This is a genomic window from Methylobacterium sp. 1030 (assembly GCF_040544715.1).
In the GTDB taxonomy this organism is placed as follows: domain Bacteria; phylum Pseudomonadota; class Alphaproteobacteria; order Rhizobiales; family Beijerinckiaceae; genus Methylobacterium.
The window spans coordinates 251,564-271,568 of the sequence record NZ_JBEPKM010000005.1; the positions used below are offsets into that span (position 1 = coordinate 251,564).

Annotated in this window: 15 protein-coding genes; 5 read left to right on the plus strand and 10 right to left on the minus strand. The window is 70.4% G+C overall.

Features of this window, described 5'->3' with window-relative positions:
- Positions 1-28: 28 nt before the first annotated feature.
- Both ABIC30_RS09285 and ABIC30_RS09290 read left to right on the plus strand, forming a co-directional pair.
- Positions 29-1,102: an HD-GYP domain-containing protein gene (locus tag ABIC30_RS09285; RefSeq protein WP_020092010.1), complete on the plus strand. Its 1,074-nt coding sequence runs from the start codon at positions 29-31 to the stop codon at positions 1,100-1,102.
- Between the two features lie 153 nt (positions 1,103-1,255).
- Positions 1,256-1,750 (plus strand): CAP domain-containing protein, encoded by a 495-nt coding sequence (locus ABIC30_RS09290; RefSeq protein WP_020092009.1) that lies wholly within the window; start codon positions 1,256-1,258, stop codon positions 1,748-1,750.
- A 12-nt stretch (positions 1,751-1,762) separates the two neighbouring features.
- Here the strand turns inward: ABIC30_RS09290 and recJ are convergent, their stop codons facing one another.
- The 7 genes from recJ to ABIC30_RS09325 form a co-directional block, all read right to left on the minus strand.
- A complete protein-coding gene (recJ, locus tag ABIC30_RS09295; protein WP_020092008.1) occupies positions 1,763-3,580 on the minus strand; it encodes a single-stranded-DNA-specific exonuclease RecJ in 1,818 nt (605 codons plus the stop codon).
- 131 nt (positions 3,581-3,711) lie between these two features.
- The gene (locus tag ABIC30_RS09300) at positions 3,712-5,109 is read right to left on the minus strand and encodes an NAD(P)(+) transhydrogenase (Re/Si-specific) subunit beta (RefSeq protein WP_020092007.1); all 1,398 of its coding nucleotides are present in this window, start codon (positions 5,107-5,109) and stop codon (positions 3,712-3,714) included.
- A 4-nt stretch (positions 5,110-5,113) separates the two neighbouring features.
- Positions 5,114-5,569, minus strand: coding sequence for a proton-translocating transhydrogenase family protein (locus tag ABIC30_RS09305; RefSeq protein WP_020092006.1), 456 nt, complete (start codon positions 5,567-5,569; stop codon positions 5,114-5,116).
- 24 nt (positions 5,570-5,593) lie between these two features.
- The gene (locus ABIC30_RS09310) at positions 5,594-6,823 is read right to left on the minus strand and encodes a Re/Si-specific NAD(P)(+) transhydrogenase subunit alpha (RefSeq protein ID WP_020092005.1); all 1,230 of its coding nucleotides are present in this window, start codon (positions 6,821-6,823) and stop codon (positions 5,594-5,596) included.
- A 207-nt stretch (positions 6,824-7,030) separates the two neighbouring features.
- Positions 7,031-7,324, minus strand: coding sequence for an aa3-type cytochrome c oxidase subunit IV (locus tag ABIC30_RS09315; RefSeq protein ID WP_020092004.1), 294 nt, complete (start codon positions 7,322-7,324; stop codon positions 7,031-7,033).
- A 122-nt stretch (positions 7,325-7,446) separates the two neighbouring features.
- Positions 7,447-8,808: an ABC1 kinase family protein gene (locus ABIC30_RS09320; protein WP_020092003.1), complete on the minus strand. Its 1,362-nt coding sequence runs from the start codon at positions 8,806-8,808 to the stop codon at positions 7,447-7,449.
- Between the two features lie 109 nt (positions 8,809-8,917).
- Positions 8,918-10,789, minus strand: a complete 1,872-nt coding sequence (locus ABIC30_RS09325) for a M3 family oligoendopeptidase (RefSeq protein ID WP_020092002.1) — start codon at positions 10,787-10,789, stop codon at positions 8,918-8,920.
- 250 nt (positions 10,790-11,039) lie between these two features.
- Here ABIC30_RS09325 and ABIC30_RS09330 point away from each other — a divergent pair, with 250 nt between their 5' ends.
- The 3 genes from ABIC30_RS09330 (at position 11,040) to ABIC30_RS09340 (ending at position 16,452) form a co-directional block, all read left to right on the plus strand.
- Positions 11,040-12,524: a sigma-54-dependent transcriptional regulator gene (locus ABIC30_RS09330; RefSeq protein ID WP_020092001.1), complete on the plus strand. Its 1,485-nt coding sequence runs from the start codon at positions 11,040-11,042 to the stop codon at positions 12,522-12,524.
- A gap of 246 nt (positions 12,525-12,770) precedes the next feature.
- On the plus strand, positions 12,771-14,795 hold the full coding sequence (locus tag ABIC30_RS09335) for a L,D-transpeptidase family protein (protein WP_103984768.1): 2,025 nt from the start codon (positions 12,771-12,773) through the stop codon (positions 14,793-14,795).
- 142 nt (positions 14,796-14,937) lie between these two features.
- Positions 14,938-16,452, plus strand: coding sequence for a peptidoglycan L,D-endopeptidase MepK (locus ABIC30_RS09340; RefSeq protein WP_103984769.1), 1,515 nt, complete (start codon positions 14,938-14,940; stop codon positions 16,450-16,452).
- An 82-nt stretch (positions 16,453-16,534) separates the two neighbouring features.
- Here the strand turns inward: ABIC30_RS09340 and ABIC30_RS09345 are convergent, their stop codons facing one another.
- The 3 genes from ABIC30_RS09345 to ABIC30_RS09355 all read right to left on the minus strand — a co-directional run bounded on the left by ABIC30_RS09345 (position 16,535) and on the right by ABIC30_RS09355 (position 19,978).
- Positions 16,535-16,786 (minus strand): hypothetical protein, encoded by a 252-nt coding sequence (locus ABIC30_RS09345; RefSeq protein ID WP_020091998.1) that lies wholly within the window; start codon positions 16,784-16,786, stop codon positions 16,535-16,537.
- Between the two features lie 192 nt (positions 16,787-16,978).
- Positions 16,979-19,669, minus strand: a complete 2,691-nt coding sequence (gene ppdK / locus ABIC30_RS09350) for a pyruvate, phosphate dikinase (protein WP_042671174.1) — start codon at positions 19,667-19,669, stop codon at positions 16,979-16,981.
- Between the two features lie 165 nt (positions 19,670-19,834).
- Positions 19,835-19,978, minus strand: coding sequence for a DUF3096 domain-containing protein (locus ABIC30_RS09355; protein WP_012319762.1), 144 nt, complete (start codon positions 19,976-19,978; stop codon positions 19,835-19,837).
- Between the last annotated feature and the right edge of the window lie 27 nt (positions 19,979-20,005).

A 20,005-nucleotide genomic window follows, 5' to 3' on the forward strand; every position in this document is an offset into this window, starting at 1 on the left:
TTGACCGTGCGGGCGAGGAGCTACCGCGTTGGCCCTCGGCGCAGCCTCGGTTTTCTCGGACGGCCCCTTCGTCCTCCTCGTATCGGACCGCCCGTCCGAACGATCGGCCCTCGAGCGTGCCATCGCGCTCGTGATGAACTGCTGGTCGATCCCGCCCGGCGCGCCGCTACCGTCAGGCCGCCCGCACCTCGTCATCCTCGACCTGCCGCCGGCCCAGACCGCCAGAGTGCAGTCGACCCTCCCCCAACACGGACCGCCGGTTCCGCGCCTCGTCCTCGTGCGCGGCGAACCCATGCCGGCTACCCGCTATCTGCGTCAGCTGCCGGCCGCCTCGCCCCGGCAACTCGTTCTGGCGAACGTCTTCGCCATGATCGAGGAGGCGACGCGGTCCGCAGAGCTGCGGCAGCGCCGGCTCCTGGAGCGCGTCTCGGGCGCGACCGCCGTCGTCGCCGAGATCTTCGACAGCGCCGCCCTCGGGGCCCGGCTGCAGCGCGCCGACGCGGATCGCGGGACCGAGCTCGTTCTGGCGGCCATCTCCGAGGTCGGGATCTCCGAGTGGCTTGCCGAGGTCTGGCGCCACGAGATTGGCGTCTATCAGCACACCCTCGGCGTCGCGGGCCATGCCGCCACGTTCGGCTCGCAGATCGGGCTCGGTCAGACCGATCTCGCACTGCTGGTGCGGTCGGCGCTCCTGCACGACATCGGCAAGGCGCGCATCCCCGTGGAGATCCTCAACAAGCCGGGGCCGCTCAACGCCGAGGAATTGCGGCTGATGCAGCGCCATCCCGACATCGGCGCCGATCTGCTCCGGGCGCACGGCGATTTCGAGGACGCGGTGATCGACGTGGTCCGCCACCACCACGAGCGTCTGGACGGGAAAGGATATCCCGATCGGCTGTCCGGCCCCGCGATCTCCGACCTCGTGCGGATCGTGACGATCTGCGACGTGTTCTCCGCGCTGACCGAGCGGCGGACCTATCGGCAGCCCGCCTCGCCCGCCGAGGCGCTGTCGATCATGACGGACAGCGCCGGGCATCTGGATCCGGATCTCCTGCGGGCCTTCGCGCCCTCCATGCTCAAAGGCAGCGCCCTGGCGGCCTGAATCCGCAGCTTGAACTCGCGGCCTGATCCGCGGCCGGGCGTGGCTCTGGCGCCACGCCGGTCGGCGGGATCCTGCCGGCGCGCCGCGCGCCGCGCTTTCGCCGCAACCGCGCCGGAGGGAAGCGATCCCGTCTCACGCAACGCCGTCCGGACCGTGCCCAAACTCAGTCGCGCCATCGCCGCCGCCCTCCTGCTGGCCCTCACCGGGTGCGGCGGTCTCTCGGTCCTTCCCGAGTCCTCTGTCGAGAACGCGACGCACACCGCCGTGCTCGACGAGGTCGCGGCCGCCGCGGCGATCTCGGCCTACCGGGTCCAGCACGGCCTGAGCCCGGTCGTGGTCGATCCGGCTCTCGTGAAGGCGGCCGCCTTCCAGGCCGGCAACAACGCCCGCCGCGGCCAGCTCAGCCACGATGCCGGCGGCAGCTTCACCTCGCGCATGGCGTCGGCCGGTCTCGCGAGATCCTGGGCAGCCGAGAATCTCAGCGCCGGCTCCGAGACCCTGGAACAGGTGCTCGCCCGCTGGAAGGCGAGCCCCGAGCACAACAAGAACATGCTGCTCCCGCAAATCCGCAGGATCGGGATCGCCCGGGTCGATGCACCCACGACGCGGTACAAGCGCTTCTGGGCGCTCGTGATGGCCGGGACCTGACGCCGGGGCGTCTCAGGGTTCGGACCGCGCGAGATCGACGATCCGGAGCTGGGCCCGCTCGGCGCCGCGCCAGCGGTCGCAGGAGAGGGTCCCGGCCACGTGCATCTCTCGGCCGATCCCGTTCAGGAGGGCGAGGCCGAGCGGCCGTTCGGCCGCGCGGAAGCAGATCGCCCCGACCACCTGACCGTCGCGGCTGCGCAGTCGCGCCCTGACATGGTTCGAGCCGACCACGCCGGCATCGACGAGGCGATGCCGGCCCAGCGCGAAGAGCGGCTCGGGCGCGCCCTGGCCGAACGGGCCGGCCTGCTGCAGCAGCCGGACCGTCTCCGCGGTGGCGCCGCCGGCGCTGAGGCCGCCGTCGATCAGCAGGGCGTCGGCCGCGCGGGCCACCGCGACGCTCGCCCCGAGCAGCATCGCCAGGTGCGCCTCGAAGCGTGGGATGTCGTCGGCCCGCACGGTGACGCCGGCCGCCATGGCGTGGCCGCCGCCCTTGCTGGCGAGCCGGGCCTCGACGCAGGCGCGGACCGCGAGCCCGAGATCCGCGCCCGGGATCGAGCGCCCAGACCCCGTGGCGGTGCCGTCCGGGCGGATCGCGAACGCGAAGGCCGGGCGGTTGAAGCGCTCCTTCAACCGCGAGGCGATGAGGCCGACGATGCCGGGGTGCCACTCGGCGCTGGCGATCACCAGCACGGTGCGGGCCGGATCCAGCGTCAGCGCCCGGTCCATCTCGGCCTCGGCCTCCTGGACGGCCTGCGCCTCGATCGCCTGGCGCTCGCGGTTCAGCCGATCGAGGTCGGCGGCGATCCGGGCCGCCTCGCTCGGGTCCGCCGTGGTCAGCAGGCGGGCGCCCAGTGCCGAATCGCCGATGCGGCCCCCGGCATTGATGCGCGGCCCGAGGACGAAGCCGAGGTGCCAGGCTTCCGGCGGCTCGCCGAGCGAGGCGGCGTCCAGCAGCGCCGCGAGCCCGGTGCGGCCGCGATGGCGCATCACCGTGAGGCCCTGGGTCACGAAGGCCCGGTTGAGGCCCGTGAGGGGCACAACGTCGGCAACGGTCGCCAGGGCGACGAGATCGAGGGCGTCGGTGAGCTGCGGTTCGGGACGATGGCCGCCGAAGAAGCCGTCCTGCCGCAGGGCGCGGTTCAGCGCGACCAGGGTCAGGAACACGATGCCGGCGGCGCAGAGATGGCCGAGGCCCGAGAGGTCGTCGAGGCGATTCGGGTTGACCACGGCGCGAGCCGGCGGGAGCACCTCGGAGGCCGCGTGGTGGTCGAGGACGATGACGTCCAGGCCGGATTTCTCGGCCTCCTCCAGGGGCGCGTGGCCGCTCGTCCCGCAATCGACGCAGATAAGGAGCGTCGCGCCCTCGGCCGCGAGCGCGGTGATCGCCGCGATGTTGGGTCCGTAGCCCTCGGTGATCCGGTCGGGAATGTGGATCGGCGCGCGCAAACCCAGCTCGCGGAGGTATCCGGCGAGCAGGGCCGCGCTCGCGGCGCCGTCGACGTCGTAATCGCCGAAAACCGCCACGGTCTCCCCGCGCTTCACCGCCCGAACGAGTCGGCGGACGGCCGCCTCCATGTCGAGCAGCGTGTCCGGATCCGGCATCAGGTCCCGCAGGCGCGGGGCGAGGTGGCGGGGCGCCGCCTCCGGTACGATCCCGCGTCCCGCGAGCACCCGGGCCAGCAGTTCCGGCAGGCCGTGGGCCTGGACCATCTTGGCGATGTGATTCTGGACGGCCGCGCCGCCGCAGCGCTCCTGCCAGCGCCGGCCGGTCACGGAGGCGGCCACACCCAGGAAGGGCGGCAATTCGGCGAGGAGCGGAGCGGACGACACGGGCGCCACCCTACACCGGCCGGCGCGGGGAATCTTGCGCCCCGCCGCAACAGCGACGGTGAACCCGATCGCCACAACGAGAAAGGGCGGGCATCGCTGCCCGCCCCTCGACGCTGCCGGAGACCTGGGTCTCAGAGCGACTTCAGCACGCTGTCCACGACCTTCTTGGCGTCGCCGAACAGCATCATGGTGTTGTCGCGGAAGAACACCTCGTTCTCGACACCCGCGTAGCCGGAGCCCATGCCGCGCTTGATGAACAGCACGGTCTTGGCCTTCTCCACGTCGAGGATCGGCATGCCGTAGATCGGCGAGGCCTTGTCGGTCTTGGCGGCCGGGTTGGTGACGTCGTTGGCGCCGATCACGAAGGCGACGTCCGCCTGCGGGAACTCACCGTTGATGTCCTCCAGTTCGAAGACCTCGTCGTAGGGCACGTTGGCCTCGGCGAGCAGCACGTTCATGTGGCCCGGCATGCGGCCCGCCACCGGGTGGATGGCATACTTCACGTCGACGCCCTCCTTCTTCAGCATGTCGGCCATCTCGCGCAGGGAGTGCTGCGCCTGGGCGACCGCCATGCCGTAGCCCGGGACGATGATGACCCGCTCGGCGTTCTTCATGATGTAGGCCGCGTCGTCGGCCGAACCCTGCTTCACGGGCCGGGTCTCGACCTGGCCGGTGCCGGCCGCGGCGGTGTCGCCACCGAAGCCGCCGAGGATCACCGAGATGAACGACCGGTTCATCGCGTGGCACATGATGTAGGACAGGATCGCGCCCGAGGACCCGACCAGCGAGCCGGTGATGATCAGCGCGAGGTTGCCCAGGGTGAAGCCGATCCCGGCCGCCGCCCAGCCCGAGTACGAGTTGAGCATCGACACGACCACCGGCATATCGGCGCCGCCGATCGGGATGATGATCAGGCCGCCGAGCACCAGCGAGGCGATGACGATCAGCCAGAAGATCGCCTTCGACTCGGTGCCGATGAACAGGGCGATCAGCAGCACGAGGCCGGCGGCCAGCAGCGCGTTGATGAGGTGGCGCTGAGGCAGCATGATCGGCTTGCCGGACATGCGCCCGTCGAGCTTGGCGAAGGCGATCACCGAGCCGGTGAAGGTGATGGCGCCGATGGCCACGCCGAGACCCATCTCGAACAGCGACTGCTTGTGGAAGTGCCCGTTCTCGATGATGCCGAACGCTTGCGGTGCGTAGAGGGCGCCCGCGGCCACGAAGACGGCCGCGAGGCCGACCAGCGAGTGGAAGGCCGCCACGAGCTGCGGCATCGCGGTCATCGGCACGCGCTTGGCGATCACCGCGCCGGCGCCGCCGCCGAGCCCTAAGCCCAGCAGGACGAGGATCCAGGCGCCGGCACCCGCCGGCGGGTGGCCGACCAGAGTGGTCAGGATGGCGAGCCCCATGCCGACCATGCCGTACAGGTTGCCCTGCCGGGAGGTCGTGGGGTGCGAGAGCCCCCGCAGCGCCATGATGAACAGGACGCCGGCGACGATATAGAGAAGGGAGGAGACGTTCTCTGACACCGGCTCAGCCCTTCTTCTTGTACATGCCGAGCATGCGCTGCGTGACGAGGAAGCCGCCGAAGATGTTCACGCTGGCGAGCACGATGCCGATGAAGCCGAAGAACCGGGCGAGGCCCGTGCCCTTCTCGATCAGCGGAACGCCGACCGCCAGGATAGCGCCGACGATGATCACCGACGAGATCGCGTTGGTCACCGACATGAGCGGGGTGTGCAGGGCCGGGGTCACCGACCAGACCACGTAGTAGCCGACGAAGATCGCCAGCACGAAGATCGCGAGCCGGAACACGGTCGGATCGACCGCGCCGCCGGTGGCGGCGCTGAGCCCGTGGCCCATGCCGTCGGCGATGACCTGCGCCTGGTCGGCGGCGTTGCGCGCCACCGCGGCCGCGGCGCGCGCGGCGTCGGCCAGCACGCGGGCCTGATCGGCCGCCTGATCGGGAGGGACGATGACGTTTGCCATTCTGCTACTCCTCTCGGCCAGGCTTCACTGCGCGCCTGCCGGGGTGGCCGCACCGGACGCCTTGCTGGCCTCCGACTTGGCCAGCCCCACGGAGGCGGCTTCCGAGGCTGCGCCATCGGTCTTGGGCTGGAAGGATGCGTGGACGACCGAGCCGTCTCGGGTGAGGTTCGTGGCCTTCACCAGCTCGTCGTCCCAGTTGATGGCCAGCGCCTTCGATTCCTTGTCGATCAGGGTCTCGACGAAGGCGTAGAGGTTGCGAGAGTAGAGGCTCGACGAGGTGGCGGCGAGCCGCCCCGGCACGTTGACGTGGCCGACGATCTTCACGCCGCGATCGTTCGTGACGACCTCGCCAGCCTTGGCGCCGGCGACGTTGCCGCCGCGCTCCACCGCAAGATCGACGAGGACCGAACCCGGCTTCATCGACGCCACCATCTCCTCGGAGACCAGCTTCGGCGCCGGCCGGCCCGGGATCAGTGCGGTGGTGATGACGATGTCCTGCTTGGCGATGTGGCCCTTGACCAGCTCCGCCTGCTTCTTCTGGTACTCGGCTGACATCTCCTTGGCGTAACCGCCGGCCGTCTCGGCCTGCTTGAATTCGTCGTCCTCGACGGCGACGAATTTGGCGCCGAGCGATTCGACCTGCTCCTTGGTGGCGGGCCGGACATCGGTGGCGGTGACGACCGCGCCGAGCCGGCGGGCTGTCGCGATGGCCTGGAGGCCGGCCACGCCGACGCCCATGACGAAGACGCGGGCGGCCGGCACGGTGCCGGCGGCGGTCATCATCATCGGCATGGCCCGCCCGTACTCGGCGGCGCCGTCGACGACCGCGCGGTAGCCGGCGAGATTCGCCTGCGAGGACAGGACGTCCATCACCTGCGCGCGGGTGATGCGGGGCATCAGCTCCATGGCGAAGCCGTTGATCCCCGCCTCGGCCATCGCCTTGAGGGCGTCCTCGTTGCCGTAGGGGTCCATGATCGCGATCACGGTGGCGCCGCGCTTCAACTGCGGCAGCTCCTCGGCGCTCGGGCGCCGGACCTTGAGCACGAGGTCGGCATCCCCGGCAGCATCGGCGGCGCTCCCAGCGATGCTGGCGCCGGCGGCCTCGTACTCGGAGTCCAGGATTCCGGCCTTTTGACCGGCCCCGGACTGCACCACGACGTCGGCACCGAGAGTCTTGAACTTCTTGACGGTCTCAGGAACCGCGGCGACGCGCGGCTCCGCGGAGTCCGTCTCGGACAGCACAGCAATGCGCATGCGAGGGTTCCCCTGGAAAAGCTCGGCCTTTCGAATGCGCGAACCGGCGCAGCTTTTCGAGAGGCGGATCTACGATACCGCGATGGATGCGGCCGGAATGTAACTTGCGCCCAATTTAATTGCCAACAATGTGTCAGCGACCCGCCCGGCGAACGCGAGCGGGTTCGTCATCCGCGGCGACGCTCGACGCCGCCGCCCACGGCCCTCTCAGGCGAAGAACAGGTAGAGGACCAGGAGAATGCCGACGACCAGCGGGGCCTTCCACCCCACGGCCGGCGCGAGGGCGCCCACCGCGCCCGCGGCTCCGGAGGCGATCACGCCGACGATGGCCAGCAGCCACGCCTCGCGGATCCCGCCGATGGCGAGGGCCAGCACCCAGCAGATGACGACGCCAGTGGCGATTTCGACGAACCGGACAAATCCGCGATAGGTCTGCTCGTGCGTCGTCGCGTCCATCGCCGGGCTGTAGGTGTGCCCGGCCACCGTGTCACTCTCGGCCATCGTGCGCTCGTTTCCCTAAGACGCGACTTCTTGCGGTCGCGGTCGGATGTAGCTCAAGCGTTTACCTGCCGCAATCGGACGCACGCAAGTTGATCGCTCTCCCGGTGCATCTTCGCGTCGAATCAGGCCGGTTTCGGCAGACCGGCTTCGGTGAGTGCCCGGCCCTGGCGTTTCGTGAGTTCGTCCAGCGAGAAATGCTCGATCTCGGCCTCGAACAACCGGTGGTAGTTGAGCTCAGATCTGAGGTGGAGGAACACGGCGCCCAGCCCCACGGCCGCGCGATCCATGAAGACGAATTCCTGCGGGACAGTCACGGGCCCGCGCTCCTTCAGGGCCTGATGGACTTGGAAGGCCTGTCGGCGACCGTACTCCCCCGGCTTCACGCCGTCGGCGACGGTGCGAGTACGGTCTTCGAGCAGCGGCCCGTAGATGAAGCGGGCCCAGATGTTCAGGATCTCGATCTTCTCCTTGTCGAGATCCTTGAATCCCCAGACCTCGTAGGCGTGGACGATGCGGGCATCGTCGTTCTCCAACAGGCCGCGGTAGAGATCCACGACGCCGCCGACGAAGCGCGGATGGAAGATCCGAACGCAGCCGTAGTCCAGCAGGTTGATTCCCGCGGCCTCGCCGGCGTCCGAGAACACGGTGTAATTGCCCAGATGCGGGTCGCCGTGGATCACCGCTGCCCGGCTGAACGGGTGCCACCACGCCTTGAACATCGCCTGGGCGATCCGGTTGCGCACCTCGACCGGCTCGTCGGCGAAGCCCAGGATCTTGTCCCCGTCGAGCCAGCCGAGCGTGAGCAGACGCTTCGTCGAGAGCTCCGGAAAGACGCGCGGCACGCGCACCGCCGCGATGTCCTTCAGCACGGCCCCGTAGAGCGCCGCGTGCTTGGCCTCGCGCTCGTAGTCGAGCTCCTCGCGCACCCGGGCGCCGATCTCCTTCGCGATCTCGCGCGTGTCGAGCCACGTGTTCATCCGGCGGTGCAGCGCGAACGCGACCTCCAGCTGCTTCAGGTCGGCCTCCACGGCCGACTGCATGTCCGGGTACTGGAGCTTGCAGGCGAGACGTTCGCCGTCCTTGGTGGTCGCGCGATGGACTTGGCCCAGCGAGGCCGCCGCCGCGGGTTTGAGGTCGAAGCTGCCGAAGCGCTCCTGCCAGCCGGCGCCGAGCTCCGACTGCATCCGGCGCCGGACGAAGGCCGCGCCCATCGGCGGAGCGTCCGCCTGAAGCTTCTGCAGCTCGGTCGCGTATTCGGGCGGGAGCAGGTCCGGAACGGTGGCCAGCAGCTGGGCCACCTTCATGATCGGGCCCTTCAGGCCGCCCAGCGCCTGCGCCAGGGCGGCGGCGTTGGTAGTGCCCTCCTTTCCGAACAGCCGTGCCACGGCCATCCGGGCGGCGACGCCGCCGACGTTGGCGCCCACGCTGGCGTAGCGCCCGGCGCGGGCGGAGAAGCGGTTGGCTTCGCGGTCGGTCTCGGCCATCACTCGATCTGCTTGTCTGACGATGATGCGCAGATAAGCCGCCCCCGGCCGCGAACCAGGGGCGTGGGTCCCTGCGCCGCGGGGGCCGACGGGGTCCGCGGCGCTCGGCTCAGGCCTGTCCTTCCATGCTCTCGAGCTCGACGATCATGCTCTCGATCATGCCGAGCCCGATCTGCCAGAAGCCCGGGTCCTTGGCGTCGAGGCCGAAGGGCGCGAGCAGCTCGCCGTATGGCTTCGAGCCACCGGCCGCGAGCAACGCGAAGTAGCGGTCCACGAAGCCGTCCTCCGCCCGGGCGTAGACGCCGTAGAGCGAGTTCACCAGGCAGTCGCCGAACGCGTAGGCGTAGACGTAGAACGGCGAGTGGATGAAGTGCGGGATGTAGGCCCAGAACGGCTCGTAGCCGGAATCCAGCGTGATGGCCGGACCGAGCGATTCTGCCTGGACGGACAGCCACAGCGCGTTGATCTGATCTGTGGTCAGCTCGCCCTTGGCGCGGGCGAGATGGACCTTCCGCTCGAACGAGTAGAAGGCGATCTGGCGCACCACCGTGTTGATCATGTCCTCGACCTTGGCGGCGAGCATGGCCCGACGCTGGGTCGTGTCCGTGGTCGCGGCGAGGAGCCGACGGAAGGTCAGCATCTCGCCGAAGACGCTCGCCGTCTCGGCCAGCGTCAGGGGCGTCGGCGCCATGAGGGCGCCGTTCGGCCCGGCGAGCACCTGGTGGACGCCGTGGCCCAACTCGTGCGCCAGCGTCATCACGTCCCGCGGCTTGCCCTGGTAGTTGACCAGCACATAGGGGTGGACGGAGGGCACGGTCGGATGCGCGAAGGCGCCCGGCGCCTTGCCGGGACGGGTCGGTGCGTCGATCCAGCGCTCGTCGAAGAAGCGCCGCGCGATCCCCGCCATCTTCGGCGAGAAGGCGTCGTAGGCGGACAGCACCGTGTCGCGGGCCTCCGTCCACGGGATCGTGCGCTGCTCGACGCGGGGCAGCGGCGCGTTGCGGTCCCAGTAGGGCAGAGCCTCCTGCCCGAACCACTTCGCCTTGAGCGTGTAGTAGCGGTGGGACAGGCGGGGATAGGCCGCCCGCACGGCGTCGACGAGGGCTTCCACCACCTCGGGCTCGACCCGGTTCGACAGGTGGCGCGCGTCTGCGACGTCCTTGAACCCGCGCCAGCGGTCGCTGATCTCCTTGTCCTTCGCCAGCGTGTTGGTGATGAGCGTGAACACCCGCAGCTGACCGCGCAGGACCGCGCTGATCGCGCCGGCCGCCTCCTTGCGGACTGCGCCGTCCGGATCCTGAAGCTTGTTGAGCGTCGGCTCCAGCGGCATCTCCTCGCCCTGCACGGTGAAGCGCAGCGCGGCGATCGTTTCGTTGAACAGCCGGTCCCAGGCGGCGTTCGACGTGACCGACTTCTCGAGGAACAGCTTCTCGGTGCGATCGTCGAGCTGGTGCGGCTTCTCCCGCCGCAGGTCCTCGATCCACGGGGCGTAGTGGGCGAGCGGCCCTTCGGCCATCGCGGCGTTCATGGCCGTATCGTCGACGCGGTTCAGCTCCAGGGCGAAGAAGAGGAGATCCGCCGAGGCGCTGGTCAGCCGCTCGCGGGTGTCGCCGTAGAACTTGGCGCGCGCCTCGTCGGTGGTGTCGCCGGAATAGACGAGACCCGCGAAGGACATGAGCTTGCCCAGCAGGTCCTCGATGCCCTCGTAGGCGCGCACCGCCTCGGCCAGCCGCGCGGACGCGTCCGGGCCCGCGGCGAGCTCCGCGATCCGGCCGGCGTAGGTCTCGGAGAAGCGGCGGCACTCCTCCTCGGCGCGGGTCATGTCGCCGGAGAAGTTCGGATCATCGAGGCCGGAATAGAGATCCGTGAGGTCCCATTCCGGAAGATGGCCGAGGTCGGCAGCCTTCGCGGCGGCGCGCGCGGCACTCACGCTCTCCGGCAGGCGGACAGTCACCGGCGAGGCGGTGTGGCTCGGCATCATGGTGTGCGATCCTCTCCAAGGGCTCCGGCCCCGTACCCTGATATCGAGCGTGCCGCCACGCGTTCAACGCGGAGGGACCGTCGGACCGGCGCGCGATCGGTGACGACGCGGCGCAAACGTCGTTAAGCGGCACTTTACGACTGTCGGTCACCCTACGGCTCGAAACGAAACAGTCGCCGAATCGGAAGGCCGCGACCGGGTCGAGCCCGCGTCGCGTGTCCGGCCTTCGCGCGCCGTTCAGGGAGCCGCCATGTCCGCCACCGTGCTCATCGTGGATGACGATCCGGTCCAGCGGCGCCTGGCCGAGGCGGCCGTGCGCCGCTTCGGCTTCGAGGCGCGGATCGCCGAGACCGGTGCGGACGCGCTGACCCTGCTGCGATCCGAGGGTGCGGATGTCGTGCTCCTCGACCTCGTGATGCCGGGGCTCGACGGGCTCGGTGTCCTGGCCGAGATGCGCAAGAGCGGCCTCGCCACGCCGGTCATCGTCCAGACCTCCAACGGCTCCATCGACACTGTGGTCAGCGCCATGCGGGCCGGCGCCGTGGATTTCGTGGTCAAACCGGCGGGCGCGGAGCGGCTCCAGGTCTCGATCAAGAATGCCCTGCGGGTCGACACGCTTGAGGAGGAGGTGCGCCGCATGCGCCGCCGCGCCTCCGGGGCGCTCACCTTCAAGGATCTCACCTCGAAGAGCCCCGACATGGAGCGGGTGATCCGCCTCGCCGAGCGGGCGGCGAAGTCGAACATCCCCGTTCTGATCGAGGGCGAGTCCGGCGTCGGCAAGGAGGTCCTGGCCCGGGCGATCCAGGGGTCCGGCGACCGGCGCGGCAAGCCTTTCGTGACCGTCAATTGCGGGGCGATCCCGGAGAACCTGGTGGAATCCACTTTGTTCGGCCACGAGAAGGGGGCGTTCACCGGCGCCACCGAGAAGCACGCCGGCAAGTTCGTCGAGGCCTCGGGCGGGACCCTGTTCCTGGACGAGATCGGTGAGTTGCCCCTCGACGCGCAGGTGAAGCTGCTCCGGGCCCTCCAGGAGGGCGAGGTCGATCCCGTCGGCGGCAAGCGCTCGGTGCGGGTGGACATCCGACTCGTCTCGGCGACGAACCGGTCGCTGCTCGACCTCGTGAAGCAGGGCAAGTTCCGCGAGGATCTCTACTACCGCCTGAACGTCTTCCCGATGACGCTGCCGCCCCTGCGGGCGCGCCGCGAGGACATCCCGGACCTCGTCCGCTCGTTCTGCGCGCGGTTCTCGGCCGAGGAAGGCAAGCGCGTGCGGGCGATCAGCCCGGAGGCCATGGCCCTGCTCACGCGCTATCCCTGGCCGGGCAACGTCCGGCAGCTGGAGAACGCCCTGTTCCGCGCCGTCGTGCTGGCGGACGGCGACGAGTTGACCGTCTCCGAATTCCCCCAGATCGCCGCGCAGGTCGAGGGCTTCGACGTGCGGATCCCGGCAGCGCCGGTCCAGCCGCAGATGCCGGCCTACGCCCCCGAACCGGTGCGGGAGATCGTCCGCGTCGAGGTCCGCGACCCGCACGCTATGTCGCTCGTCGCCGAGGAGACCGGCGAGATGAAGCCGATGGACGTCCTGGAGGCGGAGATTATCCGCTTCGCGCTCCAGTTCTACCGGCAGCGGATGTCCGAGGTCTCGCGCCGCCTCGGCATCGGACGCTCCACCCTCTACCGCAAGCTCAAGGATCTGGGGCTGGAGGAGGACGATAAAACCGAGGACGCGGCCTGATCGAGCGCGGCGTGCGCTAGCGCACCGCGCGCATTCGTTTCGGCCACGGTCGCTGAAATTCTCGGCCCTGCTGCGTCGCGCCGGCAGATGATTGAGCGGATCGTAAGCTGAGCAGCATTAGAAATGACACATTCATCTGCAGGACCGAGCCTCTATTCGCGATAACTGCGGTTGCTCAAAGCCACGCTTGCGCGGATAATCACAATCTGAGCGTGCGGTCCTGCCGCCGCGCCCCGGGAGATCACAATGCGCGTCCCGCGCTCCAGCCTCATCGCGCTGGCCGCCCTTCTCGGTGGCACGCTGGCACCGGCCGGCTCCCTCCGCGCCGCGACGGCCGCGCTGGACCAGCCGGCCACCGATGTCCCCGCGACCCCGCCCACTGCCGCGCCGGGGCCGGCGGCGCCCGCGCCGGCGGACCCATCGGCGCCCGCCGCGACCGCCCTTCCCGACTACAAGCCTGAGGCGCCGGCGGCCGAGCCGTCCCCGGCTCCCGCCGCGGCGGCCCCGGTCGCCCCGACGGACCCGCTCGGCGCCGCAATCTTCGCCCGGTTCGCGGATGCCGCGCCCCTGCTGCTCCGCCTCGCCGGCAAGGACCGCGACGCGATCCGGAGCTTCTACGAGGCCCGCAGCTTCAAGCCGCTCTGGATCTCCGGCGGGGCCTGGACCGACGCCGCGAAGGCGGTGTCGGCGCGGCTGGCGGCCGCCGCCGAGGACGGGCTCGACCCCCGCGCCTACACGGTCCCGGCGCTCGCCGACAAACCGGACGAGAAGGCGGTCGCCGACGCCGATCTGCGCCTGTCCGCGGCGGCGGTTCTCTATGCCCGGGACGCCCGCGGCGGCCGGATCAACCTGGCCTCGATCTCGCGGCTGATCACCCCGCACCTCGATCTGCCGGCCGGCAACGACGTCCTGGCGAAGCTCGACGAGGCCGGCGCGAAAGCCGGCGAGACACTGCAGGCCTACAACCCGGCGACTCCGGGCTATCTCGCGCTGAAGGCGCGGCTCGCCAGCCTGCGGGGGCCTGCGCCGACCGCGGTGAAGCCGCTGCGCCTCCCGGCCGGGCCGGCCCTGCGCGTCGGCATGCGCGATGCCCGCGTCCCGCTGCTGCGGGCACATTTCAACCTCGAAAGCCGTCCGGCCGCGACCCTGGACAAGGGGCCCGGCGAGCCGGAGGAGTACGATTCCATGGTCGCCGACGCGGTGGCCAAGTTCCAGCGCGGCCGCGGCCTACCTGGGAACGGCGTCCTGAACGTCCAGACGGTGCTCGCCCTCGCCGATGCCGGCCGCACGGCGCGCCCGACGGGCGGTGAGGCCGAACTCATCGTCAACATGGAGCGGTGGCGCTGGCTCCCGGGCGATCTGGGGCCGGATTACATCCTCGTCAACGTGCCGGAGTATCGCCTGCGCGCCTACCGGGGCGGTGTGATGCGCGACGAGGCGCGGGTCATCGTCGGCAAGCCGGAATCGCGCACGCCGCTGTTCTCCGGGATGATGGAGTATGCGGTCGTCAACCCGTCCTGGTACGTCCCGCCGTCGATCCTGAAGACGATGGCGCCGAAGCTCGCCGGCTACGGCGGCAAGACCTGGGGCGGCTACGAGGTCGTCCGTCGCGGCGGGCACATCTCGCTGCGCCAGCCCCCGGGGGAGCGCAACGCGCTCGGCTTCATCAAATTCATGTTCCCGAACCAGCACGCGGTCTACCTGCACGACACGCCGAACCGCTCGCTGTTCTCGGCCGCGAAGCGCGATTTCAGCCACGGCTGCGTCCGCGTCGACGACCCGTTCCGCCTCGCCGACGCGGTGCTGCCGAACTGGTCCGCGGATCGGCTGAAGAAGCTGATCGGCAAGGGCGAGCGCACCATCCGGCTGCCGGAGAAGCTGCCGGTCCACCTCGCCTACTTCACGGCGTTCGTGGACGACGGCGGCACCTACCGCACCCTGCCGGATCTCTACGGCTACGACGCGCCGATGCGCGCGGCCCTCGGGCTGCCCGGCGGCGGCGGTCCGGCGATCGCCAGGCTCCCGGAAGAGCCGGCGCGACGCAAGGCCGAGCGCGCCCCGAAGCCGCCCGCGCCCCGGACCGTCCATCGCCGCGCGCCCGAGCGGCCGATCGCGGATGCCGACGCGTGGCCGGGCGGGCGCTACGAGGAGGCGGAGACGCCGCGCCGCGCCCAGCGTCGCGCCGCCCGTGCCGACAGCGCGCCGGAATACGGCGAGCCCGGCCTCTGGACGCCCGCGCCGCAGCAGGCGGCGCCGCGCGGGTGGTGGTAGCCCACCCGCGCCACCAGCAACTTTCAGGTGCGCGGCCGCACAGCCGGGCACGATTTCGCCACGGTCGAGCCTTAGCCGTTTCGGTCGCGAACCCGGTTCAACAGGCGTCGGGTCAGGCTGTCGGGAGAGGATCAGGACCGTCGTGCCCAGTCTCCCGCGCGCCCTTCGCCACCTCACTCTCGCCCTGTCCGGCCTCGCGCTCGGACTGATCGCCGGGACGGCCGAGACCGAGGACGCGGTCGCCAACGGCGACACCCGCTCCCTGTCGATCTACCACACCCACACGCAGGAGAGCGCGACCATCACGTTCAAGCGCGATGGGCGCTACGACCGCGCGGCTCTCGAGCAGCTGAACTGGCTCCTGCGCGACTGGCGGGTCAACGAGCCGACAAAGATGGACCCGCGGCTGTTCGATACGGTCTGGGAGGCCTATCGCCAGGTCGGGGCGACGCAGCCGATCCACGTCGTGTCGGCCTACCGGTCGCCGGGCACCAACGCGATGCTGCGCCGCCGCTCCAGGATGGTGGCCGAGTACAGCCAGCACATGCTCGGCAAGGCGATGGACTTCTTCCTGCCGGACGTGTCGATCGACCGGATCCGGGAGGTCGGTCTCCGGATGCAGCGCGGCGGCGTCGGCTGGTACCCCCATGCCGGAACGCCGTTCGTGCACCTCGACGTGGGCTCGGTGCGGATGTGGCCGCGCATGACCCACGATCAGCTCGCCCGCCTCTTCCCGGACGGCAAGACCGTCCTGCTCCCGAGCGACAACCGCCCCTTCCCTCGCTACGAGGAGGCCAAGGCCGAGATCCTGGCCCGCGGCGGCACCGTGGCGGGCCTCACGACGCAGATGGCCAGCGGCGAGGAGGAGGACGGGCCCGGCCTGTTCGGCTTCCTGGCCAGCCTGTTCGGCGGCGGCCGGTCGGCACCGGAACCCGCGCCGGTGCCGGCCCCGGTGGAGACGGCGCGGAAGTCGCGCCGCGCGCCCGTCGTCGCCGTGGCGAGCGCCGATCCGCAGGATCCGGCGGGCGCGCGCGCGGCCCTCGCCTACGCGGCGCCCGCGGCCGACGACGCCCTGCGCGGCTCGCTGGCCGAGCGGGCGCAGGCGAAAGGCGCCGAGACCAAGCCCTCCGACACCAGGCCCGCCGACGCCAAGGCGCTCCTGACCGCCAGTCAGCCGGTCGCCGTCGACGATACCGTGACCGCCGTCACGGCACCGCTCCCGCCGCGGCGCCCCGCCGATATGGCCGCCGTCGCGGCGAGCCTGAACATGCCCCTGCCGCCGCCCCGCCCTGTGCAGTTCGCGGCGCTGGAGCGCGGGATGGCCAACCTCGCGCCGGCGGCCGAGATCCGCGCCCTCGACAAGCCGGCGGCGGCGGTTCCGGCTCGCGCCCGCTCCCTCGTGGCTCCGGACGCGGATGCCAAGGCGCAACTGCGCGCCCTGTTCGACTCCGTATCGGCCGGCCCGGGCGCTGCCCCGGCGAGCCGCGCGACCCCCGTGCACGTGGCCGCCACGCGCCTGCGCGGCGCCGCGCCCGACGCGGTGGTCGGCGCAGCGCCCGACCGGGTCACTACGCGCTTCAGTCCCCGCAGCCCCGGCGACGACCTGCCGACCCGTTTCACCGGCTCGGCCGCGCGGGCCGTGTCGGGGGCGCGGTGATTCGACCGTCGTCGTCAGGACGTCCGGATCGGAGCCACGCAGTGGGCCGGGCCACCCGGGGCGGTCGACGCCGGATACCCGCTCAGCGCAGAGGCTTGGACAGGTTGACCGCCAGCGCGCCGACCAGCGTGGTCGCGTAGCTGTCTTCCTGCGTCGCCGAGATGCGCTCCGCCTCGCTGCCGCTGTTGGCCGCGACCGACATCATCAGCATCACGGCCGTGACGACACCGCCGAGACCGGCGACGAGAGCGAGGTAGGCGCGAACGGCGACGCTCGGGACAGCCGCGACCGCTTCGGTCTCGGCGAGGCACAGCGGCGATGGGCTGTGGGACATGGTGGCGGCCGCTTCTGACGGGCGATGCTGAACCCGACGCGGGCCGATTAGGCGCACGTCGGGCGTACCCATTCAATCGAAGAACGCCTCAAAAAGAGGCGAGTTCGACCGAAAGGCGAATTTTTCCACTGATCCTCATACGGAAGGTTGATAGCCGAAAGGGGGACGTGCTCGGCGTCCCCCGGACCGGTCTCAGCCTTCCTTGCCGGCGACCTTGCCGAGCGCCGCCTGGGCGGCCGCCAGCCGGGCAATCGGCACCCGGTAGGGCGAGCAGGACACGTAATCGAGTCCCACCTCCTGGCAGAAGCCGACCGAGGCGGGATCGCCGCCGTGCTCGCCGCAGATGCCGAGCTTGATGTCCGGCCGGGTCTTGCGGCCGCGCTCGACGCCGATGCGCACCAGCTCGCCCACGCCTTCCTGGTCGATCGTGATGAACGGGTCGGCCGGCAGGATGCCCTTCTGGGTGTAGGGGCCCAGGAAGGTGGCGGCGTCGTCGCGGGAGATGCCCAGCGCCGTCTGGGTGAGGTCGTTGGTGCCGAAGGAGAAGAACTCCGCGGTCTCGGCGATCTCGTTGGCCTTGAGGGCCGCGCGCGGCAGCTCGATCATCGTGCCGACCTGATAGTCGAGGGTCGCGCCCTTCTCCTCGGCCACGGCCTTCGCCATGGCGTCGATGCGGGCCTTCACGATGTCGAACTCGGCGCGGGTGAAGACCAGCGGCACCATCACCTCGGGCGTCACCGCCTTGCCGGTATCGGCGGCCGCCTGGACCGCGGCCTCGAAGATCGCGCGGGCCTGCATCTCGGCGATCTCCGGGAAGGCGATCGCGAGGCGGCAGCCGCGGAAGCCGAGCATCGGGTTGTGCTCGGACAGCTCGCGCGTCCGGTGCCGGATCTTCTCCTCGGAGACGCCCGTCGCCTTCACGACCTCGGCGACCTCGGCGTCGGTGTGCGGCAGGAACTCGTGGAGCGGCGGGTCGAGGAGGCGGATCGTGACCGGCAGGCCGGACATGATCGTGAACAGCTCGAGGAAGTCCTGCCGCTGGTAGGGCAGGATCTTCGCCAGCGCCGTCCGTCGGCCCTCGGCGTCGTCGGCGAGGATCATCTCGCGGACCGCGATGATGCGGTCACCCTCGAAGAACATGTGCTCGGTGCGGCAGAGGCCGATGCCCTCGGCGCCGAAATTGCGCGCGGTCCGGGCGTCCGTCGGCGTGTCGGCGTTGGCGCGGACCTTCATGCCGCGGATCGCGTCGGCCCACTCCATCAGCGTGGCGAAGTCGCCCGACAGCTCGGGCTCCAGCATCTTCACCTCGCCCTGGATCACCTGGCCCGTGGACCCGTCGATGGTGATCCGGTCGCCGGCCTTCAGCGTCGTGCCGCCGACCGTCAGGGTCTGCGCCTTGTAGTCGATCCGGATCGAGCCGACGCCGGAGACGCAGGGCTTGCCCATGCCGCGGGCCACCACGGCGGCGTGGCTGGTCATGCCGCCGCGGGTGGTGAGGATGCCCTCGGCGGCGTGCATGCCGTGGATGTCCTCGGGCGAGGTCTCGATCCGGACGAGGATGCACTTGCGCTCGGCCTTGCGGTGCGCCTCCGCGTCCTCGGAATTGAATACGATCTCGCCGGTCGCCGCGCCGGGCGAGGCCGGCAGGCCGGAGGCGATCACCTTGCGGTCGGCCTTCGGGTCGATGGTCGGGTGCAGGAGTTGGTCGAGGGCGCCGGGCTCGACGCGGCCGATCGCCTCCTCGCGGGAGATCAGCCCCTCGCCCGCCAGATCAACGGCGATGCGCAGGGCGGCCTTGGCCGTGCGCTTGCCGTTGCGGGTCTGGAGCATCCAGAGCTTCCCCTTCTCGATGGTGAATTCCATGTCCTGCATGTCGCGGTAGTGCGACTCCAGGATCCCGTAGATCCGGGTCAGCTCCGCGAAGCTCTCGGGCATGGCCTTCTCCATGGAAGGCTTGTCGCTCTCCGCCTCTTCCCGCGCCTTCTCGGTGATGTTCTGCGGGGTGCGGATGCCCGCCACGACATCCTCGCCCTGCGCGTTGATCAGGAACTCGCCGTAGAGCGCCTTCTCACCGGTGGAGGGGTTGCGGGTGAAGGCGACGCCGGTGGCCGACGTGTCGCCCATGTTGCCGAACACCATGGCCTGCACGTTGACGGCCGTGCCCCAGCTCTCCGGGATGTTGTTCAGCTCCCGGTACTTCTTCGCGCGGGGGATCATCCACGAATTGAACACGGCGCCGATCGCGCCCCAGAGCTGGTCGTCCGCGCCCTGCGGGAAGTCCGAGCCGTGCTCGTCGCGCACGATGCTCTTGTAGGTCTGGATGAGGGTCTTCCAGTCGCCGGCGCCGAGCTCGGTGTCTAGGTCGAAGCCCTTGCCCTCCTTGTACTGCTCCAGCGCCTCCTCGAAGGCGTGGTGCTCAACGCCGAGCACCACGTTCGAGTACATCGTGATGAAACGGCGGTACGAATCGTAGGCGAAACGCTCGTCGTCGGCCTCCTTGGCGAGGGCCAGGACGGTCTCGTCGTTGAGGCCGAGATTGAGGACCGTGTCCATCATGCCGGGCATCGAGGCGCGCGCACCCGAGCGGACCGACACGAGCAGCGGGTTCGTCGCGTCGCCGAACTTGCGGCCGGTGAGCTTGCCCACCTGGGCGAGCGCTTCCGCGACCTGATCCTTGAGTTCCGGCGGATAGGATTTGCCGTGATCGTAGAAGTAGGTGCAGACCTCGGTGGTGATCGTGAAGCCCGGCGGGACCGGCAGGCCCAGGTTGGACATCTCGGCGAGATTGGCGCCCTTGCCGCCGAGCAGGTCGCGCATCTGCGACTTGCCCTCCGCCTTGCCGTCGCCGAAGGCATAGACCCACTTCGCGCTGCCGGTCGCCATGTCGATCCCGTCCGTATCTGGTGCCCGGCGCCGGCCGAGCTGATGGGCGGGGTTGGACCATCCCGCAGCGCAACGCAAGATGAACGCGCGATGGCCCTGTGCGTGCGCGACTGACGGCTCGAGCGGTCTGTCAGGTCCGCGCCGTCGCGGCGCGGGCGCGGCCCGTCAATGCAGGATTCCGAGCCCGATCACGCCGACGACGATCAGGTAGATCGCGACGATGTAGTTGAGCAGCCGCGGCATCACCAGGATCAGGATTCCGGCGAGTATCGCGATCAGCGGCTGGAGGTTCGAGATGGTGATGGTCACGGACGCCTCCTGAGGGCCGAGCTTGGC

Bases quoted from the DNA above. Each gene is read 5' to 3' on its own strand.
- ABIC30_RS09345 (WP_020091998.1), bottom strand. From the start codon at position 16,786: ATGTCCCACAGCCCATCGCCGCTGTGCCTCGCCGAGACCGAAGCGGTC.
- ABIC30_RS09315 (WP_020092004.1), bottom strand. From the start codon at position 7,324: ATGGCCGAGAGTGACACGGTGGCCGGGCACACCTACAGCCCGGCGATG.
- ABIC30_RS09305 (WP_020092006.1), bottom strand. From the start codon at position 5,569: ATGGCAAACGTCATCGTCCCTCCCGATCAGGCGGCCGATCAGGCCCGC.
- ABIC30_RS09335 (WP_103984768.1), top strand. From the start codon at position 12,771: ATGCGCGTCCCGCGCTCCAGCCTCATCGCGCTGGCCGCCCTTCTCGGT.
- ABIC30_RS09330 (WP_020092001.1), top strand. From the start codon at position 11,040: ATGTCCGCCACCGTGCTCATCGTGGATGACGATCCGGTCCAGCGGCGC.
- ppdK (WP_042671174.1), bottom strand. From the start codon at position 19,669: ATGGCGACCGGCAGCGCGAAGTGGGTCTATGCCTTCGGCGACGGCAAG.
- ABIC30_RS09320 (WP_020092003.1), bottom strand. From the start codon at position 8,808: ATGGCCGAGACCGACCGCGAAGCCAACCGCTTCTCCGCCCGCGCCGGG.
- ABIC30_RS09325 (WP_020092002.1), bottom strand. From the start codon at position 10,789: ATGATGCCGAGCCACACCGCCTCGCCGGTGACTGTCCGCCTGCCGGAG.
- ABIC30_RS09310 (WP_020092005.1), bottom strand. From the start codon at position 6,823: ATGCGCATTGCTGTGCTGTCCGAGACGGACTCCGCGGAGCCGCGCGTC.